Here is a 14819-nt window from a genome sequence, read left to right as displayed (position 1 = left end):
GGCGGCGGGTGTCTTCGCGCGTCCCACTGAGGGGATTCGCTCATGTCCAGGCCCACCGTGAGAGCGGCGCTGATGGCGCTGCTGGGCACACTCGTGGCCGCGACGGCCGTCGTCGTCGCCGCGCCCACCGGCAGTGCCGCTGCCGTTCCGACCCGCATCATGGCGCTCGGCGACTCGATCACCGGTTCGCCCGGCTGTTGGCGGGCGACGCTGTGGAACCGGCTGCAGAGCACCGGCTACACCAACATCGACATGGTCGGCACGCTGCCGGCGCAGGGCTGCGGGGTCGCCCACGACGGCGACAACGAAGGCCACGGCGGCTTCCTGGCGACCAACGTGGCCAACCAGAACCAGCTGGTCGGCTGGCTGTCAGCGACCCTGCCCGACGTCGTGCTGATGCACTTCGGCACCAACGACGTGTGGTCCAACCTGCCCAACACGCAGATCCTCACCGCCTTCGGCAAGCTGGTCGACCAGATGCGGGCCAGCAATCCGGCCATGAAGATCCTGGTGGCGAAGATCATTCCGATGAACCCGTCCAGCTGCACCGAGTGTGCGGCGCGGGTGGTGTCGTTCAACAACGCCATTCCGGCCTGGGCGGCGGGCAAGACCACCGCGCAGTCGCCCATCACGGTGGTCGACCAGTGGACCGGCTTCAACACGGCGACCGACACCTACGACGGGGTGCACCCCAACGCGGCGGGCGACCAGAAGATGTCGGACCGCTGGTATCCGGCGCTGACCGCGGCGCTCAGCGGGGTGACGCCGTCGAACCCGCCGTCCCCGTCGGCGTCGCCGTCCGCCTCGCCGAGCCCGTCGGCCCGGCCCTCGCCGTCGGTGTCGCCGAGCCCGTCGGCCCCGCCCTCGCCGTCGGTGTCGCCGAGCCCGTCGCGGCCGCCGTCGCCGTCGCCGTCGTCGGGCAGCACAGGCAAGTCCTGCTCGGTGACGTACGTGATCATCGGGCAGTGGCCCGGCGGCTTCCAGGGTGAGCTGCGGGTGGTCAACAACGGCACGGTGCCGATCAGTGGCTGGTCGGTGCGGTTCACCTTCCCCAACGGCCAAGTGATCACGCAGAGCTGGAACGGGCAGTACACCCAGACCGGATCGACCGTGACCACGCTCAACGTCAGCTGGAACGGTCAGCTGTCGCCCGGCACGGGGACGGCGGCCGGCTTCCTCGCCACCTACCAGGGCACCAACGGCACCCCGGTGCCCGTCTGTACCGCGCTCTGATAAAAAGGACAAAAAGGGCGTACCCGTACTACGGGTGCGCCCTTTTCCTGCACCGTCGCCGACGCCTGCGGGCGTGTCGGCAGCCGCCCGTGGCAACGTGGTACAACTGGGGGTCGTGAATCGGCGGATCATGTCCGGAGATTCGGGTGAATGCGGCCGGCCTGCGCCGGCTGTCGTTTTTGTGGCCGGCGGCGGAGGGGAGGCCTCGGTGGCTCAGCAGCCGCTGGGCGATGTCCGCGCGGAATCGCGCGATCGCGTCCTCACCATCCCCAATCTGATCAGCTTCGCCCGCCTGCTCGGCGTGCCGCTCTTCCTCTACCTCTTCCTGGTCGCCGACGAGGTCGCCTGGGCGGTGGTCGTGCTCGGCCTGGGCGGTACCACCGACTGGATCGACGGCTACCTGGCCCGCCGACTCGGCCAGGTGAGCCGCGTCGGCGAGCTGCTGGACCCGGCCGCCGACCGCCTATACATCCTGGCCACGCTGCTGGCGTTCACCGTGCGCGACATCGTGCCCTGGCAGTTCACGGTCGCCCTGCTGGCCCGTGACGTGCTGCTGATGCTGACCTTCCCGGTGCTGCGCAAGCTCGGCTACGGTCCGCTGCCCGTGCACTACATCGGCAAGACGGCCACCTTCATCCTGCTGATGGGCTTCCCCATCCTGCTGCTGGCCTGGGCCGTGCCGACGGGCCCGGTGCACACCATCGCGTACGCGAGCGGCTGGGCGCTGTGCTGGTGGGGCATCGTCCTGTACTGGATCGCGGGCATCTTCTACCTGGTGCAGTTCGCGGCCGTGGTGCGGCGCTCCCGCGAGGTGGCGGCATGAGCCAGCGAATCGGCAGGCTCAGCGATGCCGCCGACGAGCGCCGCGGGGAGCAGCCATGAGCACGGGCCCGGAGCGGGAGCCGGTGCAGCCGGTGTCGACACCGCCGTCGGGGCAGCGGGTGTGGCAGACGGACATGCTGACCGACCTGTTCCAGGACCCGCTCGACGGCGGATACGCCGATGCGGCCCGCGCCCGCCGCGAGGGCGGCCCGCTGCCGTCGGCGACCCGATGGACGCGCCGCGGGTTCACGGTGGTGGTCTGTATGGTCATCGGCGTGCTGCTGGCCGTGGCCTACCTGCAGGTCATCGCGCGGGCGCCGGCCCGGGCCACCACCCGCACCGAGCTGATCAAGGACATCAACCGGCGCACCGCGGACACCGACAAGCTCGACCAGAGTGCCGAGAGCCTTCAGGACGAGGTGAACGGGCTGCGTGAGAGGGAGTTGGACGACACCTCCATCGGCCGGCTGCGCGAACTGGAAGCCGCGACCGGGTTGCGCAAGGTCACCGGCGACGGCGTGGTGGTCACCCTCACCGACGGCCCCAACGCGGGCACCGAACGGCTGGCCCGGGTGCTCGACCTTGATCTGCAGCTGGTGACGAACGCGCTGTGGGCGGCGGGTGCGGAAGCGATCTCGATCAACGGGCGGCGGCTGACCTCGGTCACGCCGATCCGCACCGCCGGCTCGGCGATCCTGATCGGCAACGCGCACGTCATCGGACCGTACGAAGTGGCCGCGATCGGGCCGTCCGACATGGCGGACAAGTTCAACGACACGCAAACCGCGGACACCCTCCGCAAGCTGCGCGACGACAAGCGTTACGAGGTCGGCTTCGACGTCGACGAAAAGGACGACCTGGAGCTGCCGGCGGCGGTGATGCCGCGGCTGCAGTTCGCGCACGGGCCGTCGCCGTCGCCGTCGGGCTCGCCCGCACCCTCAACCTCGCCCTCGGGAGGTGGCAAATGATCGCAATACTGGCGTTGATCGCCGGAGTGGTGCTGGGCGTGGTGCTCGACCCCACGGTCCCGGAAGCGCTGCAGCCCTACCTGCCGATCGCCGTCGTGGCCGCGCTGGACGCGGTCTTCGGCGGCGTACGCGCCAAGCTGGACGGGATCTTCGACGACAAGCAGTTCGTGATCTCGTTCATCTCCAACGTCCTGGTCGCGGGCTTCATCGTGTACCTCGGGGACAAGCTGGGGGTGGGTGTCCAGCTGTCCACCGGCGTGGTCGTCGTGCTCGGTGTGCGGATCTTCGGCAACGTGGCGGCGATCCGGCGCCGGCTGTTCAAGGCTTAGGTGCAGCGGTGAGCGACGAGAAGACTCAGCCGATCGGCCCCGGACAGGGCGACGAGCCGACCGTGCCGCTGGCGGGCAAGGCCGGCGACACGCCAACGGCCAAGATCCCGGCCGCCGAGGCCGCGGCGGTCGAGGCCCCGAGCGCCAAGCCCGCGAGCGCCAAGCCCTCCAGCACCAAGCCCTCCAGCGCCAAGCCCGCGAGCGCCAAGCCCGCGAGCACCAAGCCGCCGCGCGCCGAGTCCTCGGCGGCCAAGGCCGCGGCGGACGAGGCCCCGGGCGCGGGGGAGCCGGCGCCGGACGAGGCCCTGGACGCTGCGACGTCTGGCGCCGCGGACGACACCGGCCCGGCGGCACCCGGTGACGGGGGCTCCGACGAGCGGCCCGGGCCGGACGAGGATGCGCCGAGTGACGGCGTGCGCAAGCGGATCAGCGGCGCGGGCGCCCTGATCGGCCTGCTCCTGGTGCTGCTCGGCTTCACGCTGGCGGTCCAGCTCAAGAGCAACTCCGCGGACGAGGGCTACAACTCGCTGCGCGAGGAGGACCTCTACGTCATCCTCGCCGACCTCGACTCGCGCGCGGACCGGCTGCGCCAGGACATCGCCGAGCTGGAGGCGACCCGCCGGGAGCTCAACTCGGGCGCGTCCAGCCGGGAGCAGATCCTGAAGGAGGCCCAGGAGCGCGCCGACGACATCGGCATCCTGGCGGGCACGCTCAAGGCCCAGGGCACGGGCATCACGCTGCGCCTGTCCGACGGCTCCGGGCCGATCACCGCGGACCACCTGCTCAACGCGGTGCAGGAGCTGCGCGGGGCGGGGGCCGAGGCGATCCAGATCGACGGGACCGGCGGTTCGGTGCGGGTGATCGCGTCGACCCACTTCGTCGACGTGGGCGGCGGCGGCGTCGAGGTCGACGGCGTGCGCCTGACCGGGCCGTACACGGTGACCGCGATCGGCCCGGAAGACCTGGACAAGGCCATGGAGTTCCGCGGCGGGGTGGTTGACGATGTGCGCGGCGACGGCGGTAACGTGATCGTCAGTGATCCGCATCCGGTCGACATCACCGCGGTGCGGGGCACGCCGAACCTGGAGTACGCGAAGCCCGTCTCCTGACGGGCATAGGCCACACGACGGCCTGGAGCGAAAGGGCACGACCGTGATTCCTGAGGACCTGAAGTACACCGCCGAGCACGAGTGGGTCACCACGAAGGGCGGGTCGGTCCGGGTCGGTATCACCCACTTCGCGCAGGACGCGCTGGGCGACATCGTGTACGTACAGCTGCCGGAGACCGGCCAGGTCGTGGCCGCGGGCGAGTCGTTCGGCGAGGTCGAGTCGACCAAGAGCGTGTCGGAGATCTACGCCCCGCTCAGCGGCACGGTGACCGCGCGCAACGAGACCCTCGTCGACTCACCCGATCTGATCAACACCGACCCGTACGGCGAGGGCTGGCTCGTCGAAATCGAGATCGCCGATCCGTCCGCGCTGGATGCGCTTCTCGACGCGGCAGCGTACCGTGAGCTGACCCAGAGCTGAATCTTCATTCAGGGGCGTGAATCGGGGCCAGCGAGTCCGGTTGACCCTTCATTTCCAGGGTCGCTAGGCTCGCTCCCTAAGCTCGCCGCTGACGTCGAGTAACGCCCTACCCGGTGCCCATAGCAGTTCCACGGATACGTGGCCGATATGACCGTGAGGTGGTCCGATGACGCGACCAGACGACGAGTTCCCCCAGCTCGACGTCACGTCGACCCTGCACCTCGGCTCCTTGGAAGAGGCGCTGGAAGGGCCGGAGTCTGACGTAGTCCCGGGGCGGGTCTCGGGACAGCTGCCGCCGGGCATGGCCCTGCTGGTGGTGCGTCGTGGCCCGAACGCGGGCGCCCGCTTCCTGCTCGACCACGATGTGACGACCAGTGGCCGTCACCCCGACAGCGACATCTTCCTCGACGACGTGACGGTCTCGCGCCGGCACGCCGAGTTCCACCGGGACGGCTCCACGTTCACCGTGCGCGACGTGGGCAGCCTCAACGGCACGTACGTCAACCGGGAGCGGGTCGAGTCGGCCACGCTCAACAACGGCGACGAGGTGCAGGTCGGCAAGTTCCGCCTGCTTTACGTGGCCGGCCCGCGCGCCGAGGAGGCATGACAGCAGCGGTGCCGGCGTCGGCCGGCGGCGGGGGCGGGGCGGCGCGGGCACAGGCGCTGATGAGCATCGGCGAGGTGCTCGGGCTGCTGCGCTCCGACTTTCCGGACATCACCATCTCGAAGCTGCGATTCCTCGAGACGGAGGGTCTGGTGGAGCCGCAGCGGACGTCGTCCGGCTACCGCAAATACAGCCGCGACGATGTGGCGCGGCTGCGCTTCATCCTTGCCGCGCAGCGTGACCAGTATCTGCCCCTGCGCGTCATCCGCGAGCAGTTGTCCGAAGGCGCTCACCTGACCCAGGCGCGCCCGACCCTGGTCGCGGTCGGCGACGACCACCGGCCCGAGGCCGTGGCGGAGCCCGTCGACGAGCGGCTGCGCCGCCAGGAGCTGTGCCACCGCGCCGGGATCACCGAGGCGCTGCTGGCCGACCTGGAGCGGCACGGGCTGGTCGCGGCCCGGGCGGGGGAGTGGTTCGACGGCGACGCGCTGGCGGTCGCCGAGGTGGCGGGACAGCTCGCCGAGTACGGCGTCGAGCCCCGGCACCTGCGGGCGTACCGGGTCGCGGCGGACCGGGAGGCCGGGCTCTACGCCCAGCTGGTGGCCCCGCTGATGCGCCAGCAGGACCCCACGGCCCGCGCGCGGGCGGCCGAGACGATGCGCGAGCTGACCGTGTTGTCGCAGCGCCTGCATGTGGCGTTGCTGCGTTCCGGGCTCAACGACGCGCTCGGCGGCTGACCGGCGGTCGTACGAGCCGAGGGTGCGCGTAGGCGTGTAGCGTGCAGTAGAAGAGGCTGAGAGGCAGTGTCGCACGGTTCGCCGCGAGGCGGGCTGGTCTGACACCGGCCCCAGGCAGACGCGACGGAGGCGAGACGGTGCGCGAGCTGAGCGTGATCGGGGTAAGGGTCGAACTGCCCACCAACCAGCCGATCGTCCTGCTGCGTGAGGTGGAGGGGGACCGCTACCTGCCGATCTGGATCGGCGCGGTCGAGGCGACGGCGATCGCCTACGAGCAACAGGGCGTCAAGCCGGCCCGGCCGCTCACCCATGATCTTCTCCGGGACCTGCTGCAGGCGCTGTCGGCGCCGCTGAAGGCCGTGGAGATCGTCGAGCTGAAGGACAGCATCTTCTACGCCGATCTGCTCATCGGCGATTCGGTGCGGGTGTCCGCGCGGCCCAGCGATGCGATCGCTCTGGCGCTGCGGGTGGGCGCCCCCGTGCGCTGCGCGGAGCGGGTGCTCGACGAGGCCGGGATCATCATCCCGGACGAGCAGGAGGACGAGGTCGAGAAGTTCCGCGAGTTCCTGGAGCAGGTCCGCCCGGAGGACTTCGCCAGTTAGGCGGCCCGTTAACGAGCGGGTCACCGGAAAGTGACGCTCCGGGACTCGAATGTGGCGTGTCGCAGCGTTGCCTCCCCACCGGTCGGCGCCATCCGCTATAGGCTGGCCAGGTCGACACTCGGCGGGAGGTAGTCGAATGAGCGAGCGCAGCGAGCGAATCAAGTCATTCCTGCCTCATAGCGACGACGAGCGCAGCGAGGAGGAGCGATGAACCAGCTCCACGATCCGCAGTCGCCTGGCAGTGACCCAGGTCGTCCCGGTGGTGCGGCCGCGTTGCGCGGCGGCGTGGCGGAGGATGCCGACTCGGACGTGCAGGGCGGTTCGCTCGGTTATCGGGGCGTGACGGCCTGCCACGCGGTGGGCATCAGCTACCGGCAGCTCGACTACTGGGCCCGCACCGCGCTGGTGGTGCCGAGCATCCGGGACGCGTCCGGTTCGGGCACCCAGCGGCTCTACTCGTTCCGCGACCTGGTCGTGCTGAAGGTGGTCAAACGACTGCTGGACGCCGGGGTGTCGCTGCAGAACATCCGGCGCGCGATCGAGACGCTGCGGGCGTACGACGCCGACGACCTGGCCACCATCACCCTCATCTCCGACGGCACCTCGGTCTACGACTGCCGCTCGCCCGAGGAGGTCGTGGACCTGCTGCAGGGCGGGCAGGGCGTGTTCGGCATAGCCATCGGCGGCGCGTTCAAGGAGATCCAGGGCTCACTGTCGCACCTGCCCGCGGAGCGGGGCACCGAGGTCGAGGAGGCGACGGTCACCCCGTTCGCGCCGGCCGTGCTGCCGCTGGGTGTCACCGACGAGCTGGCCGCGCGCCGGGCTCGGCGCCGGGCGGGCTGAGGTCGCGGCCCACCGGGGGACCCCCGTGTGACCGGCGTCACCGCCGGGCGGTATGAAAGCACCCATGCTCGTGCAGAGGGACGCTCGCCGTCGTTGGCTGTGGACGGCGGCTGCCGCGGTGGCGGCGTACGCCCTGCTGACCGTCGCGGTCGAAGTCACCTGGCGCCCGCTGGTGGAGCAGGACGCCGTCGTCAGCGCGGCCGCCCACCGGCTGGCGCTGGAGTATCCGATGTGGCGGGCGGTGATGGCCGCGGTCACCCGCACCGGTGACACCGTGGTGCTGCTGTCGGTGCTGGCATTCACGCTCGGGTTCCTGCTGCGCCGCAGACTGCTCGCCCACCTGGGCTTCGTGTGTGCGGCGGTGGCGGCCAGCGCGGCGCTGCGACTCACCGTGCACGCACTGGTGGCCCGCCACCGGCCTGACGAGATGCTGTCCTGGGCGGCCGGTTGGTCCTACCCGTCCGGACACACCAGCCACTTCGCGACCGCGGCGTTGCTGCTGCTCGTGCTGGTCTGGCCGCGGCTGTCGACGCGGCGGCAGCGGATCGCGCTGGTGGCGGTGGTCGGCGGCTGGGCGGTGCTGGTGGGGGCGAGCCGGGTGGCGCTGGTGGTGCACTGGCCCTCCGATGTGCTCGGCGGGTGGCTGGTCGCGCTGGTCGGCGTGCCGCTCACGATCGTGACTCACGCAGCGTGGCGCAATCACTCCCGTCCGTAATTTTACATTGCCGCTCATGTATATCCGCTGCCAGTCTGGTCACCCGAACGGCCCGCAGGGGGCCGGAAGAACGCGAGGGGTGGCACTGATGGCACGACGCTGGCTGGTGACGGGATGCTCGACCGGGCTGGGCCGGGCGCTGGTGGAGCGGTTGGCGCAGGCGGGCGAGCGGGTGGTGGCCACGGCCCGCCGTCCCGAGACGCTGGCCGAGCTGGCCGACCGGCACCCGGACACGGTGGTGGCGCAGCCCCTGGACGTGCTCGACCCGGTCGCCTGCGCGGCTGCGGTGGCCACCGCGGCCGAGCGCTTCGGCGGTGTCGACGTGCTCGTCAACAACGCCGGATACGGCCAGTGCGGCGCGGTGGAGGAGGTCTCCGACGGCGAGCTGGAGGCGCAGTTCGCCACCAACGTCTACGGGCCGTGGCGGCTGGCCCGCCTCGTGCTGCCGCTGTGGCGGGCGCAGGGCGGCGGGCACGCGGTGTTCGTCTCCTCGGTCGCCGGCGCGGTGCCGTTCCCCGGGCTCGCGGCGTACACCGCCAGCAAGTTCGCGCTGGAGGGCCTGGCCGAGTCGCTGGCGCAGGAGTCCGCGCACCTGGGGGTGAAGGTCACCATCGTGCAGCCCGGCGGCTTCAGCACCCCGTACGGCACGTCCGCGGCCCTGCCGGGGCGGCGCGTGGACGCCTACGAGCCGGTCGAGGGCCCGATGATCGCCGGGCTGCGGGCCATGCACGGCAACCCGGAGCTCAACCCGCCGGAGCTGTTCGCCGAGGCGGTGCACCGCCTGGCCGGGCTCGCCGAGCCGCCGCTGCGGCTGCCGATCGGGGCGGACGCCGGGCAGTTCCTCACCATGGCGCTGGCCGCCCGCACCAAGGAGTTCGAGGACGTCACCGCCGCCCGCCTGCACGTGGCGGCTTCCGCCGGAGACCGCTGAGCCGGACGTGCCCGTCCGCGCCGCCGCCACGGCGCGGACGGATCGTCCCGCGCGGTGACCGGCCGCCGGTCCGTCGCGCGGCCTGCGCCGGCGTTCATCGGCCGGGTCAGTCGCGTAACGCGTCCTCGACACTGGTCTCGTGGCGGCCCAGGAACACCGGGTCGCGGCCGGTGACCACGTCCAGCATGGCCTTGACGCAGGCACCCTGCTCGCGGACGACCGCCTTGGTCCAGAAGGAGCCGAAGCGGCGGGCGGTGTCGTCGCCGACTCCGGTCGCGTCGATGCCCGCGTCCCGGCACAGCGCCACGGCCCGGTCGATGTGGTAGCTCTGCGTGATCACGATGAGCTGCCGCACCCCGAACACCCGGACGGCCCGCTGGCAGGAGTCGTACGTGTCGAACCCGGCGTGGTCGGCGACCACCTTGCGGTCGGGCACGCCGCGGTCGATCAGCCACTGGCGCATCGCGTCGGGCTCGTCGTAGGTCCACTGGCCGTGGTCGCCGGAGACCAGCACCGCGCGCACCTTGCCGGACTCGTAGAGGCGGCGCGCGATGTCCAGGCGCGCCGCCAGGAAGCCCGAGGGTGAGCCGTTGTCGTGCACCTGCGCGCCGAGCACCAGGGCGACCGGAGCCTCGGGTACGTCCTCGATCGCGTACACGTGCCCGGAGGCCTGCCACCGCACCCAGCCGATGCTGCCCACGAGCGCCAGCAGGACGGCGAGCACGCTCAGCAGCACGACGCGGCGGGTGACCCGCCACCAGCGCCGGCGACCGCGCGCGGGAGTCCGGGCGTCGGCCGGACCGGGCTCCGCCGCGGCGTCCTCCGGTGCGGACTCGGGTTGCTCCTGGTCGGACGTCATGCGCGGCATCATCGCGTACCCCCGCCACGCCGCGCCACCCGCACCTGGGGAGGCTAGGGCGATTCGCGGCTCTTGTGGTGATAAGGCCGCTATGGTGAGTCAGGACGGAACCTAGCCACGGGGGGCAGGTATGACCGCGGCCGCGGTGCTCACCACGGCGCTCGCGCAGCGGCGCGAGCGGCCCGGTGCGGACCTTGCCGGGTCTGCTCCGGACCTGGTGGCAGCGGCCGCGGCGATGGCCCGGCGGTTCCGGGCGGGCGGTGTGCTGCACGCGTTCGGCCACGACGACGCCGACGCCCACCACATCGCGGTCGAGTTCGTGCACCCGGTGATCGTCGGCAAGCGCGCCCTGCCCGCGATCGCCCACGGCGCGGACCGCGCCGCGTTCCGCCTGCGCCACGCCGCGCCGGGCGACCTCGCCCTGGCCGTCTGCGATGCGCCGCCCCCCGCCAGACGCAACGGTGAGCCGCTGCGCGGCACGCCGACCGGCGCGTCCTGCAGTTTCGGGGAAACTGCGCTCAACCGACCGGCCGAAGGCGCAGTTTCCCCGAAACTGCAGGACGAGAAGCGGCCGGTCGCCGCAGCACTGGCCGCGGCGGGCGAGCGCGGGCTGCTCACGGTGGCGCTCGCCGGGCGGTTCTGGGCCGGGCCGCCGGTGGATCACCTGCTCAGCCTGCCCGCCGACGATCCGCTCGTGCTGCGCGAGCTGCAGGTCTCGGCATACCACCTGCTCTGGGAACTGACCCACGCGCTGCTCGAACACGGCCCGGACGGGTCCACGCCATGAGGCATGCCATTCCGGCGGAGCTGCGGGCCGTGGGCGAACGGGCCGGCGAGTCCTGTGTGACCTGCTCGGACACCGCGGTCCCGGCGACCGTGGTGATGCTGCTGGCCGATGGGCTGGCGCTGGCCGACGCGGGCGCCGGGCCCGAGGAGATCAGTGTCGCGCTGGTGGACCCGCGGGTCGGCGACACGGTGCTGGTACACGCGGGCGAGGCCATCCGGGTGCTGCCGGAGGTGGCCGGGTGAGCACTGCCGGCCGGGCCGCCCCGGCGCACCTGGGCGCCCTGTACCCGTTCCTGTACGCGCAGCCGGCGGCGACCGTGGACGCGTTCACGGCGGAGCTGGTCGTCTCCACCAAGGGCAAGCTGCGCGAGGCCGCGTTGCTGCGCGCCCAGGTGCTCACCGAGCAGGGCGAGGCGCTGGCGGCCTGCGCGCGGGAGTTGGCCGTCGCGCTGGACACCGGCGGGCGGCTGTTCGCGTTCGGCAACGGCGGCAGCGCGACCGACGCCCAGGCCTGCGCCGACCTGTTCGCGGCCCCGCCGGACGGCTACGGCGCGCCTCCGCTTGCGGCGTACGCGCTCAGCGCCGATGTGGCCGTGCTCAGCGCGCTGGCCAACGACGTCGGTGTGGAGGCGGTGTTCGCCCGCCAGGTGGCCGCGCACGCCCGGCCCGGTGACGTCGCCGTGGGCTTCTCCACCAGCGGGAACTCGCCGAACCTGGTCGCCGCGTTCGACCGGGCGCGCCGCTGCGGGATGGTCACGGTCGGGTTCAGCGGCGGCGGCGGGGGACGGCTGGCCGAGCCGGGCGCCGTCGACCACCTTTTCGTCGTGCGGTCGCCGTCGGTGCACCGCATCCAGGAAGCGCAGACCACCGCCTGCCACGTGCTGTGGGAGCTGACCGTGGCGGAGCTGGGGGTGGTCGGCGCGGACAGCCGCCCGCGGGCGGCACAGGGGGTGTTCGCAGATGACCGCAACACAGGCGCAGCCTGCGCAGACCGATGAGCAGCCGATCCACATTCTCTGGATCAACGCCGGGCTCAGCTGCGACGGCGACTCGGTCGCGCTGACCGCCGCGACCCAGCCCAGCATCGAGGAGATCGCGCTCGGCGCGCTGCCGGGCCTGCCGAAGATCGCGGTGCACTGGCCTCTGATCGACTTCGAGTGCGGGCCGGAGGGCGGCGCGGACGACTTCATGGCCTGGTTCCACAAAGCCGACCGGGGAGAGCTCGAACCGTTCGTGCTGGTCGTCGAGGGATCGATTCCGAACGAGTCCATCAAGGAAGAGGGCTACTGGGCCGCCTTCGGCACCGACCCGGCCACCGGGCAGCCGATCACGACCAGCGAGTGGCTGGACCGGCTCGCGCCCAAGGCCCTCGCGGTGCTCGCGGTGGGCACCTGTGCCACGTACGGCGGCATCCACGCCATGTCGGGCAACCCGACCGGGGCCATGGGCGTGCCCGACTACCTGGGCTGGGACTGGCGCTCGAGCGCGGGCATCCCGATCGTGTGCGTGCCGGGCTGCCCGATCCAGCCGGACAACCTCGCCGAGACCATCACCTACCTGCTCTATCAGGCGGCCGGGCAGGCGCCGATGATCCCGCTGGACGACAAGCTGCGCCCGCAGTGGCTGTTCGGGATGACCGTGCACGAGGGCTGCGACCGGGGCGGGTACTACGAGCAGGGCCAGTTCGCCACGCACTACGGCACGCCGGAGTGCATTGTGAAGATCGGCTGCTGGGGTCCGGTCGTCAAGTGCAACGTGCCCAAACGCGGCTGGATGAACGGCATCGGCGGCTGCCCGAACGTGGGCGGCATCTGCATCGGCTGCACCATGCCGGGTTTCCCGGACAAGTTCATGCCGTTCATGGACGAGCCGCCCGGCGCGACCGTCTCCTCGGCCGGCAGCGGCGTGTACGGCGCGATGATCCGCCGCCTGCGCAACATCACCGGCAAGACCGTGGACAAGGAGCCCAAGTGGCGCCACCGCGGCACCGAACTCACCACCGGCTACCACCGCTGACCAGCGGCAGGGAGCCCGCACCGGCGGGCGACCCGTGACACAGCCTGACCAGAAAGGCGTGACAACGAGCATGGCGACGCAGGCGGCCGCGGAGGGCCTTGTCGAGATGTCGTGGGATCCGATCACCCGGATCGTCGGCAGCCTCGGCATCTACACAAAGATCGACTGGAAGGCGAAGCGGGTCGTCGAGTGCTACAGCACCTCGTCGGTGTTCCGCGGGTACAGCATCTTCATGAAGGGCAAGGACCCGCGCGACGCCCACTTCATCACCAGCCGGATCTGCGGCATCTGCGGGGACAACCACGCCACCTGCTCGATCTACAACCAGAACATGGCGTACGGCGTGCAGCCGCCGCACCTGGGCGAGTGGATCGTCAACCTCGGCGAGGCCGCCGAGTTCATGTTCGACCACAACATCTTCCAGGAGAACCTGGTCGGGGTCGACTACTGCGAGCGCATGGTCCGCGAGACCAACCCGAGCGTGTGGGAGAAGGCCAAGAACACGCCCGCGCCGCACGCCGAGCAGCACGGGTACAAGACCATCGCCGAGATCATGAGCTCGCTGAACCCGCTGGAGGGCGCGTTCTACCGCGAGGCGCTGCAGGTCAGCCGGTCCACCCGGGAGATGTTCTGCCTGATGGAGGGCAGGCACGTGCACCCGTCCACGCTGTATCCGGGCGGCGTCGGCACGGTCGCCACGGTGCAGCTGTTCACCGACTACCTGTCCCGGCTCATGCGCTACGTCGAGTTCATGAAGCGGGTCGTGCCCATGCACGACGACCTGTTCGACTTCTTCTACGACGCGCTGCCCGGCTACGAGGAGGTCGGCCGGCGGCGGGTGCTGCTGGGCTGCTGGGGCGCGTTCAACGACCCGGACCATTGCGACTTCTCCTACGGGCGGATGAGCGAGTGGGGCAAGAAGATGTTCGTGACGCCGGGCGTCATCGTCGACGGCAAACTGATCACGAACGACCTGGTCGACATCAACCTCGGCATCCGCATCCTGCTCGGCAGCTCCTACTACGACGACTGGCAGGGCCAGGAGGTCTTCGTCAAGAACGACCCGCTGGGCAACCCGGTCGACGTGCGCCACCCGTGGAACCAGCACACCCTGCCCCGGCCGCAGAAACGCGACTTCGACGGGGCGTACTCGTGGGTCATGTCGCCGCGCTGGTTCGACGGCAGCGACCACCTGGCCCTGGACACCGGCGGCGGCCCCATCGCCCGGCTGTGGTCCACCGCGCTGAGCGGCCTGGTCGACATCGGCTACGTCAAGGCGACCGGCCACAGCGTCGTGATCAACCTGCCGAAGACGCTGACCAAGCCCGCGGCCACCTTCGAGTGGAAGATCCCGAAGTGGAGCAACGCGCTGGAACGCAACCGCGCCCGCACCTACTTCCAGGCGTACGCGGCCGCGGTCGCGCTGCACGCCTGCGAGAAGGCGCTGGGTGAGGTGCGGGCCGGGCGCACCCAGACCTGGGAGCCGTTCAAGGTGCCCAAGGACGCCAACAGCGTCGGCTTCACCGAGGCGGTGCGCGGCGTGCTCTCGCACCACATGGTCATCCGCGACGGGAAGATCGCCAACTACCACCCGTACCCGCCGACGCCGTGGAACGGCAGCGTGCGCGACCGCTTCGGCACACCCGGCCCGTACGAGGACGCGGTGCAGAACACGCCGATCTTCGAGGAGAACTCGCAGGAGAACTTCAAGGGCATCGACATCATGCGCGCGGTGCGCAGCTTCGACCCGTGCCTGCCCTGCGGTGTGCACATGTACACCGGCAACGGCTCGGTGCTCAAGAAGCTGCACACCCCGCACGCCTTCGCGTCCGGTGCGGCGTGAT

The 14819-nt window shown here is 71.2% G+C and carries 18 protein-coding genes; 17 read left to right on the top strand and 1 reads right to left on the bottom strand.

The genetic code is table 11. The features are described 5' to 3' along the window. The first annotated feature begins 42 nt into the window (after positions 1–42). From FLL47_RS37485 to FLL47_RS37430, 12 genes are all read left to right on the top strand, one after another. A complete protein-coding gene (locus FLL47_RS37485) occupies positions 43–1233 on the top strand; it encodes a cellulose binding domain-containing protein (protein ID WP_144127416.1) in 1191 nt (396 codons plus the stop codon). Between the two features lie 208 nt (positions 1234–1441). After that, complete coding sequence (clsA, locus tag FLL47_RS37480; RefSeq protein ID WP_246159187.1) at positions 1442–2056, top strand: cardiolipin synthase ClsA; 615 nt, start codon at positions 1442–1444, stop codon at positions 2054–2056. Positions 2057–2111: 55 nt separating this feature from the next. Continuing rightward, positions 2112–3023 carry a DUF881 domain-containing protein gene (locus FLL47_RS37475; RefSeq protein ID WP_144127414.1) on the top strand — a complete coding sequence of 304 codons (912 nt, stop codon included), beginning with the start codon at positions 2112–2114 and terminating at the stop codon, positions 3021–3023. Further along, on the top strand, positions 3020–3352 hold the full coding sequence (locus tag FLL47_RS37470; RefSeq protein WP_144127413.1) for a small basic family protein: 333 nt from the start codon (positions 3020–3022) through the stop codon (positions 3350–3352). The genes FLL47_RS37475 and FLL47_RS37470 overlap by 4 nt, the downstream gene beginning before the upstream one ends. Positions 3353–3360: 8 nt before the next feature. Then, a complete protein-coding gene (locus FLL47_RS37465) occupies positions 3361–4461 on the top strand; it encodes a DUF881 domain-containing protein (protein ID WP_144127412.1) in 1101 nt (366 codons plus the stop codon). 43 nt (positions 4462–4504) lie between these two features. Continuing rightward, the gene (gene gcvH, locus FLL47_RS37460; protein WP_120315526.1) at positions 4505–4882 is read left to right on the top strand and encodes a glycine cleavage system protein GcvH; all 378 of its coding nucleotides are present in this window, start codon (positions 4505–4507) and stop codon (positions 4880–4882) included. A 166-nt stretch (positions 4883–5048) separates the two neighbouring features. Then, complete coding sequence (locus tag FLL47_RS37455; RefSeq protein WP_120315525.1) at positions 5049–5489, top strand: FHA domain-containing protein; 441 nt, start codon at positions 5049–5051, stop codon at positions 5487–5489. Next, positions 5486–6223, top strand: a complete 738-nt coding sequence (gene ftsR / locus FLL47_RS37450) for a transcriptional regulator FtsR (protein ID WP_246159186.1) — start codon at positions 5486–5488, stop codon at positions 6221–6223. The genes FLL47_RS37455 and ftsR overlap by 4 nt, the downstream gene beginning before the upstream one ends. 137 nt (positions 6224–6360) lie before the next feature. After that, positions 6361–6825: a bifunctional nuclease family protein gene (locus FLL47_RS37445; protein ID WP_144127411.1), complete on the top strand. Its 465-nt coding sequence runs from the start codon at positions 6361–6363 to the stop codon at positions 6823–6825. 207 nt (positions 6826–7032) lie between these two features. Beyond that, complete coding sequence (locus tag FLL47_RS37440; protein WP_246159184.1) at positions 7033–7668, top strand: MerR family transcriptional regulator; 636 nt, start codon at positions 7033–7035, stop codon at positions 7666–7668. 64 nt (positions 7669–7732) lie between these two features. Then, a complete protein-coding gene (locus FLL47_RS37435; protein WP_186316143.1) occupies positions 7733–8383 on the top strand; it encodes a phosphatase PAP2 family protein in 651 nt (216 codons plus the stop codon). A gap of 88 nt (positions 8384–8471) precedes the next feature. After that, a complete protein-coding gene (locus FLL47_RS37430; protein WP_144127409.1) occupies positions 8472–9314 on the top strand; it encodes an SDR family oxidoreductase in 843 nt (280 codons plus the stop codon). 106 nt (positions 9315–9420) lie between these two features. On the opposite strand, the gene FLL47_RS37425 is transcribed toward FLL47_RS37430, so the two are convergent. After that, complete coding sequence (locus tag FLL47_RS37425) at positions 9421–10173, bottom strand: SanA/YdcF family protein (RefSeq protein WP_144127408.1); 753 nt, start codon at positions 10171–10173, stop codon at positions 9421–9423. A 130-nt stretch (positions 10174–10303) separates the two neighbouring features. Here FLL47_RS37425 and FLL47_RS37420 point away from each other — a divergent pair, with 130 nt between their 5' ends. The 5 genes from FLL47_RS37420 to FLL47_RS37400 all read left to right on the top strand — a co-directional run bounded on the left by FLL47_RS37420 (position 10304) and on the right by FLL47_RS37400 (position 14818). Next, positions 10304–10960 carry a phosphoheptose isomerase family protein gene (locus FLL47_RS37420; protein WP_144127407.1) on the top strand — a complete coding sequence of 219 codons (657 nt, stop codon included), beginning with the start codon at positions 10304–10306 and terminating at the stop codon, positions 10958–10960. After that, positions 10957–11202, top strand: coding sequence for a HypC/HybG/HupF family hydrogenase formation chaperone (locus FLL47_RS37415; RefSeq protein WP_144127406.1), 246 nt, complete (start codon positions 10957–10959; stop codon positions 11200–11202). The genes FLL47_RS37420 and FLL47_RS37415 overlap by 4 nt, the downstream gene beginning before the upstream one ends. Continuing rightward, a complete protein-coding gene (locus FLL47_RS37410; RefSeq protein ID WP_222106382.1) occupies positions 11199–11957 on the top strand; it encodes a D-sedoheptulose-7-phosphate isomerase in 759 nt (252 codons plus the stop codon). The genes FLL47_RS37415 and FLL47_RS37410 overlap by 4 nt, the downstream gene beginning before the upstream one ends. After that, complete coding sequence (locus FLL47_RS37405) at positions 11920–12975, top strand: NADH-quinone oxidoreductase subunit B family protein (protein ID WP_144127405.1); 1056 nt, start codon at positions 11920–11922, stop codon at positions 12973–12975. Before FLL47_RS37410 ends, FLL47_RS37405 begins: the two co-directional genes overlap by 38 nt. 70 nt (positions 12976–13045) lie before the next feature. After that, the gene (locus FLL47_RS37400; RefSeq protein ID WP_144127404.1) at positions 13046–14818 is read left to right on the top strand and encodes a nickel-dependent hydrogenase large subunit; all 1773 of its coding nucleotides are present in this window, start codon (positions 13046–13048) and stop codon (positions 14816–14818) included. Position 14819: the final 1 nt, after the last annotated feature.

The sequence above is a fragment of the Catellatospora sichuanensis genome (genome assembly GCF_007483665.1).
GTDB classification, from domain to species: domain Bacteria; phylum Actinomycetota; class Actinomycetes; order Mycobacteriales; family Micromonosporaceae; genus Catellatospora; species Catellatospora sichuanensis.
Note: the sequence above shows the minus strand (reverse complement) of the source record. Positions and strands in the feature narration are given on the sequence as shown.

Bases quoted from the DNA above. Each gene is read 5' to 3' on its own strand.
- FLL47_RS37485 (WP_144127416.1), top strand. From the start codon at position 43: ATGTCCAGGCCCACCGTGAGAGCGGCGCTGATGGCGCTGCTGGGCACA.
- FLL47_RS37475 (WP_144127414.1), top strand. From the start codon at position 2,112: ATGAGCACGGGCCCGGAGCGGGAGCCGGTGCAGCCGGTGTCGACACCG.
- FLL47_RS37470 (WP_144127413.1), top strand. From the start codon at position 3,020: ATGATCGCAATACTGGCGTTGATCGCCGGAGTGGTGCTGGGCGTGGTG.
- FLL47_RS37455 (WP_120315525.1), top strand. From the start codon at position 5,049: ATGACGCGACCAGACGACGAGTTCCCCCAGCTCGACGTCACGTCGACC.
- ftsR (WP_246159186.1), top strand. From the start codon at position 5,486: ATGACAGCAGCGGTGCCGGCGTCGGCCGGCGGCGGGGGCGGGGCGGCG.
- FLL47_RS37440 (WP_246159184.1), top strand. From the start codon at position 7,033: ATGAACCAGCTCCACGATCCGCAGTCGCCTGGCAGTGACCCAGGTCGT.
- FLL47_RS37435 (WP_186316143.1), top strand. From the start codon at position 7,733: ATGCTCGTGCAGAGGGACGCTCGCCGTCGTTGGCTGTGGACGGCGGCT.
- FLL47_RS37430 (WP_144127409.1), top strand. From the start codon at position 8,472: ATGGCACGACGCTGGCTGGTGACGGGATGCTCGACCGGGCTGGGCCGG.
- FLL47_RS37425 (WP_144127408.1), bottom strand. From the start codon at position 10,173: ATGACGTCCGACCAGGAGCAACCCGAGTCCGCACCGGAGGACGCCGCG.
- FLL47_RS37420 (WP_144127407.1), top strand. From the start codon at position 10,304: ATGACCGCGGCCGCGGTGCTCACCACGGCGCTCGCGCAGCGGCGCGAG.
- FLL47_RS37415 (WP_144127406.1), top strand. From the start codon at position 10,957: ATGAGGCATGCCATTCCGGCGGAGCTGCGGGCCGTGGGCGAACGGGCC.
- FLL47_RS37405 (WP_144127405.1), top strand. From the start codon at position 11,920: ATGACCGCAACACAGGCGCAGCCTGCGCAGACCGATGAGCAGCCGATC.
- FLL47_RS37400 (WP_144127404.1), top strand. From the start codon at position 13,046: ATGGCGACGCAGGCGGCCGCGGAGGGCCTTGTCGAGATGTCGTGGGAT.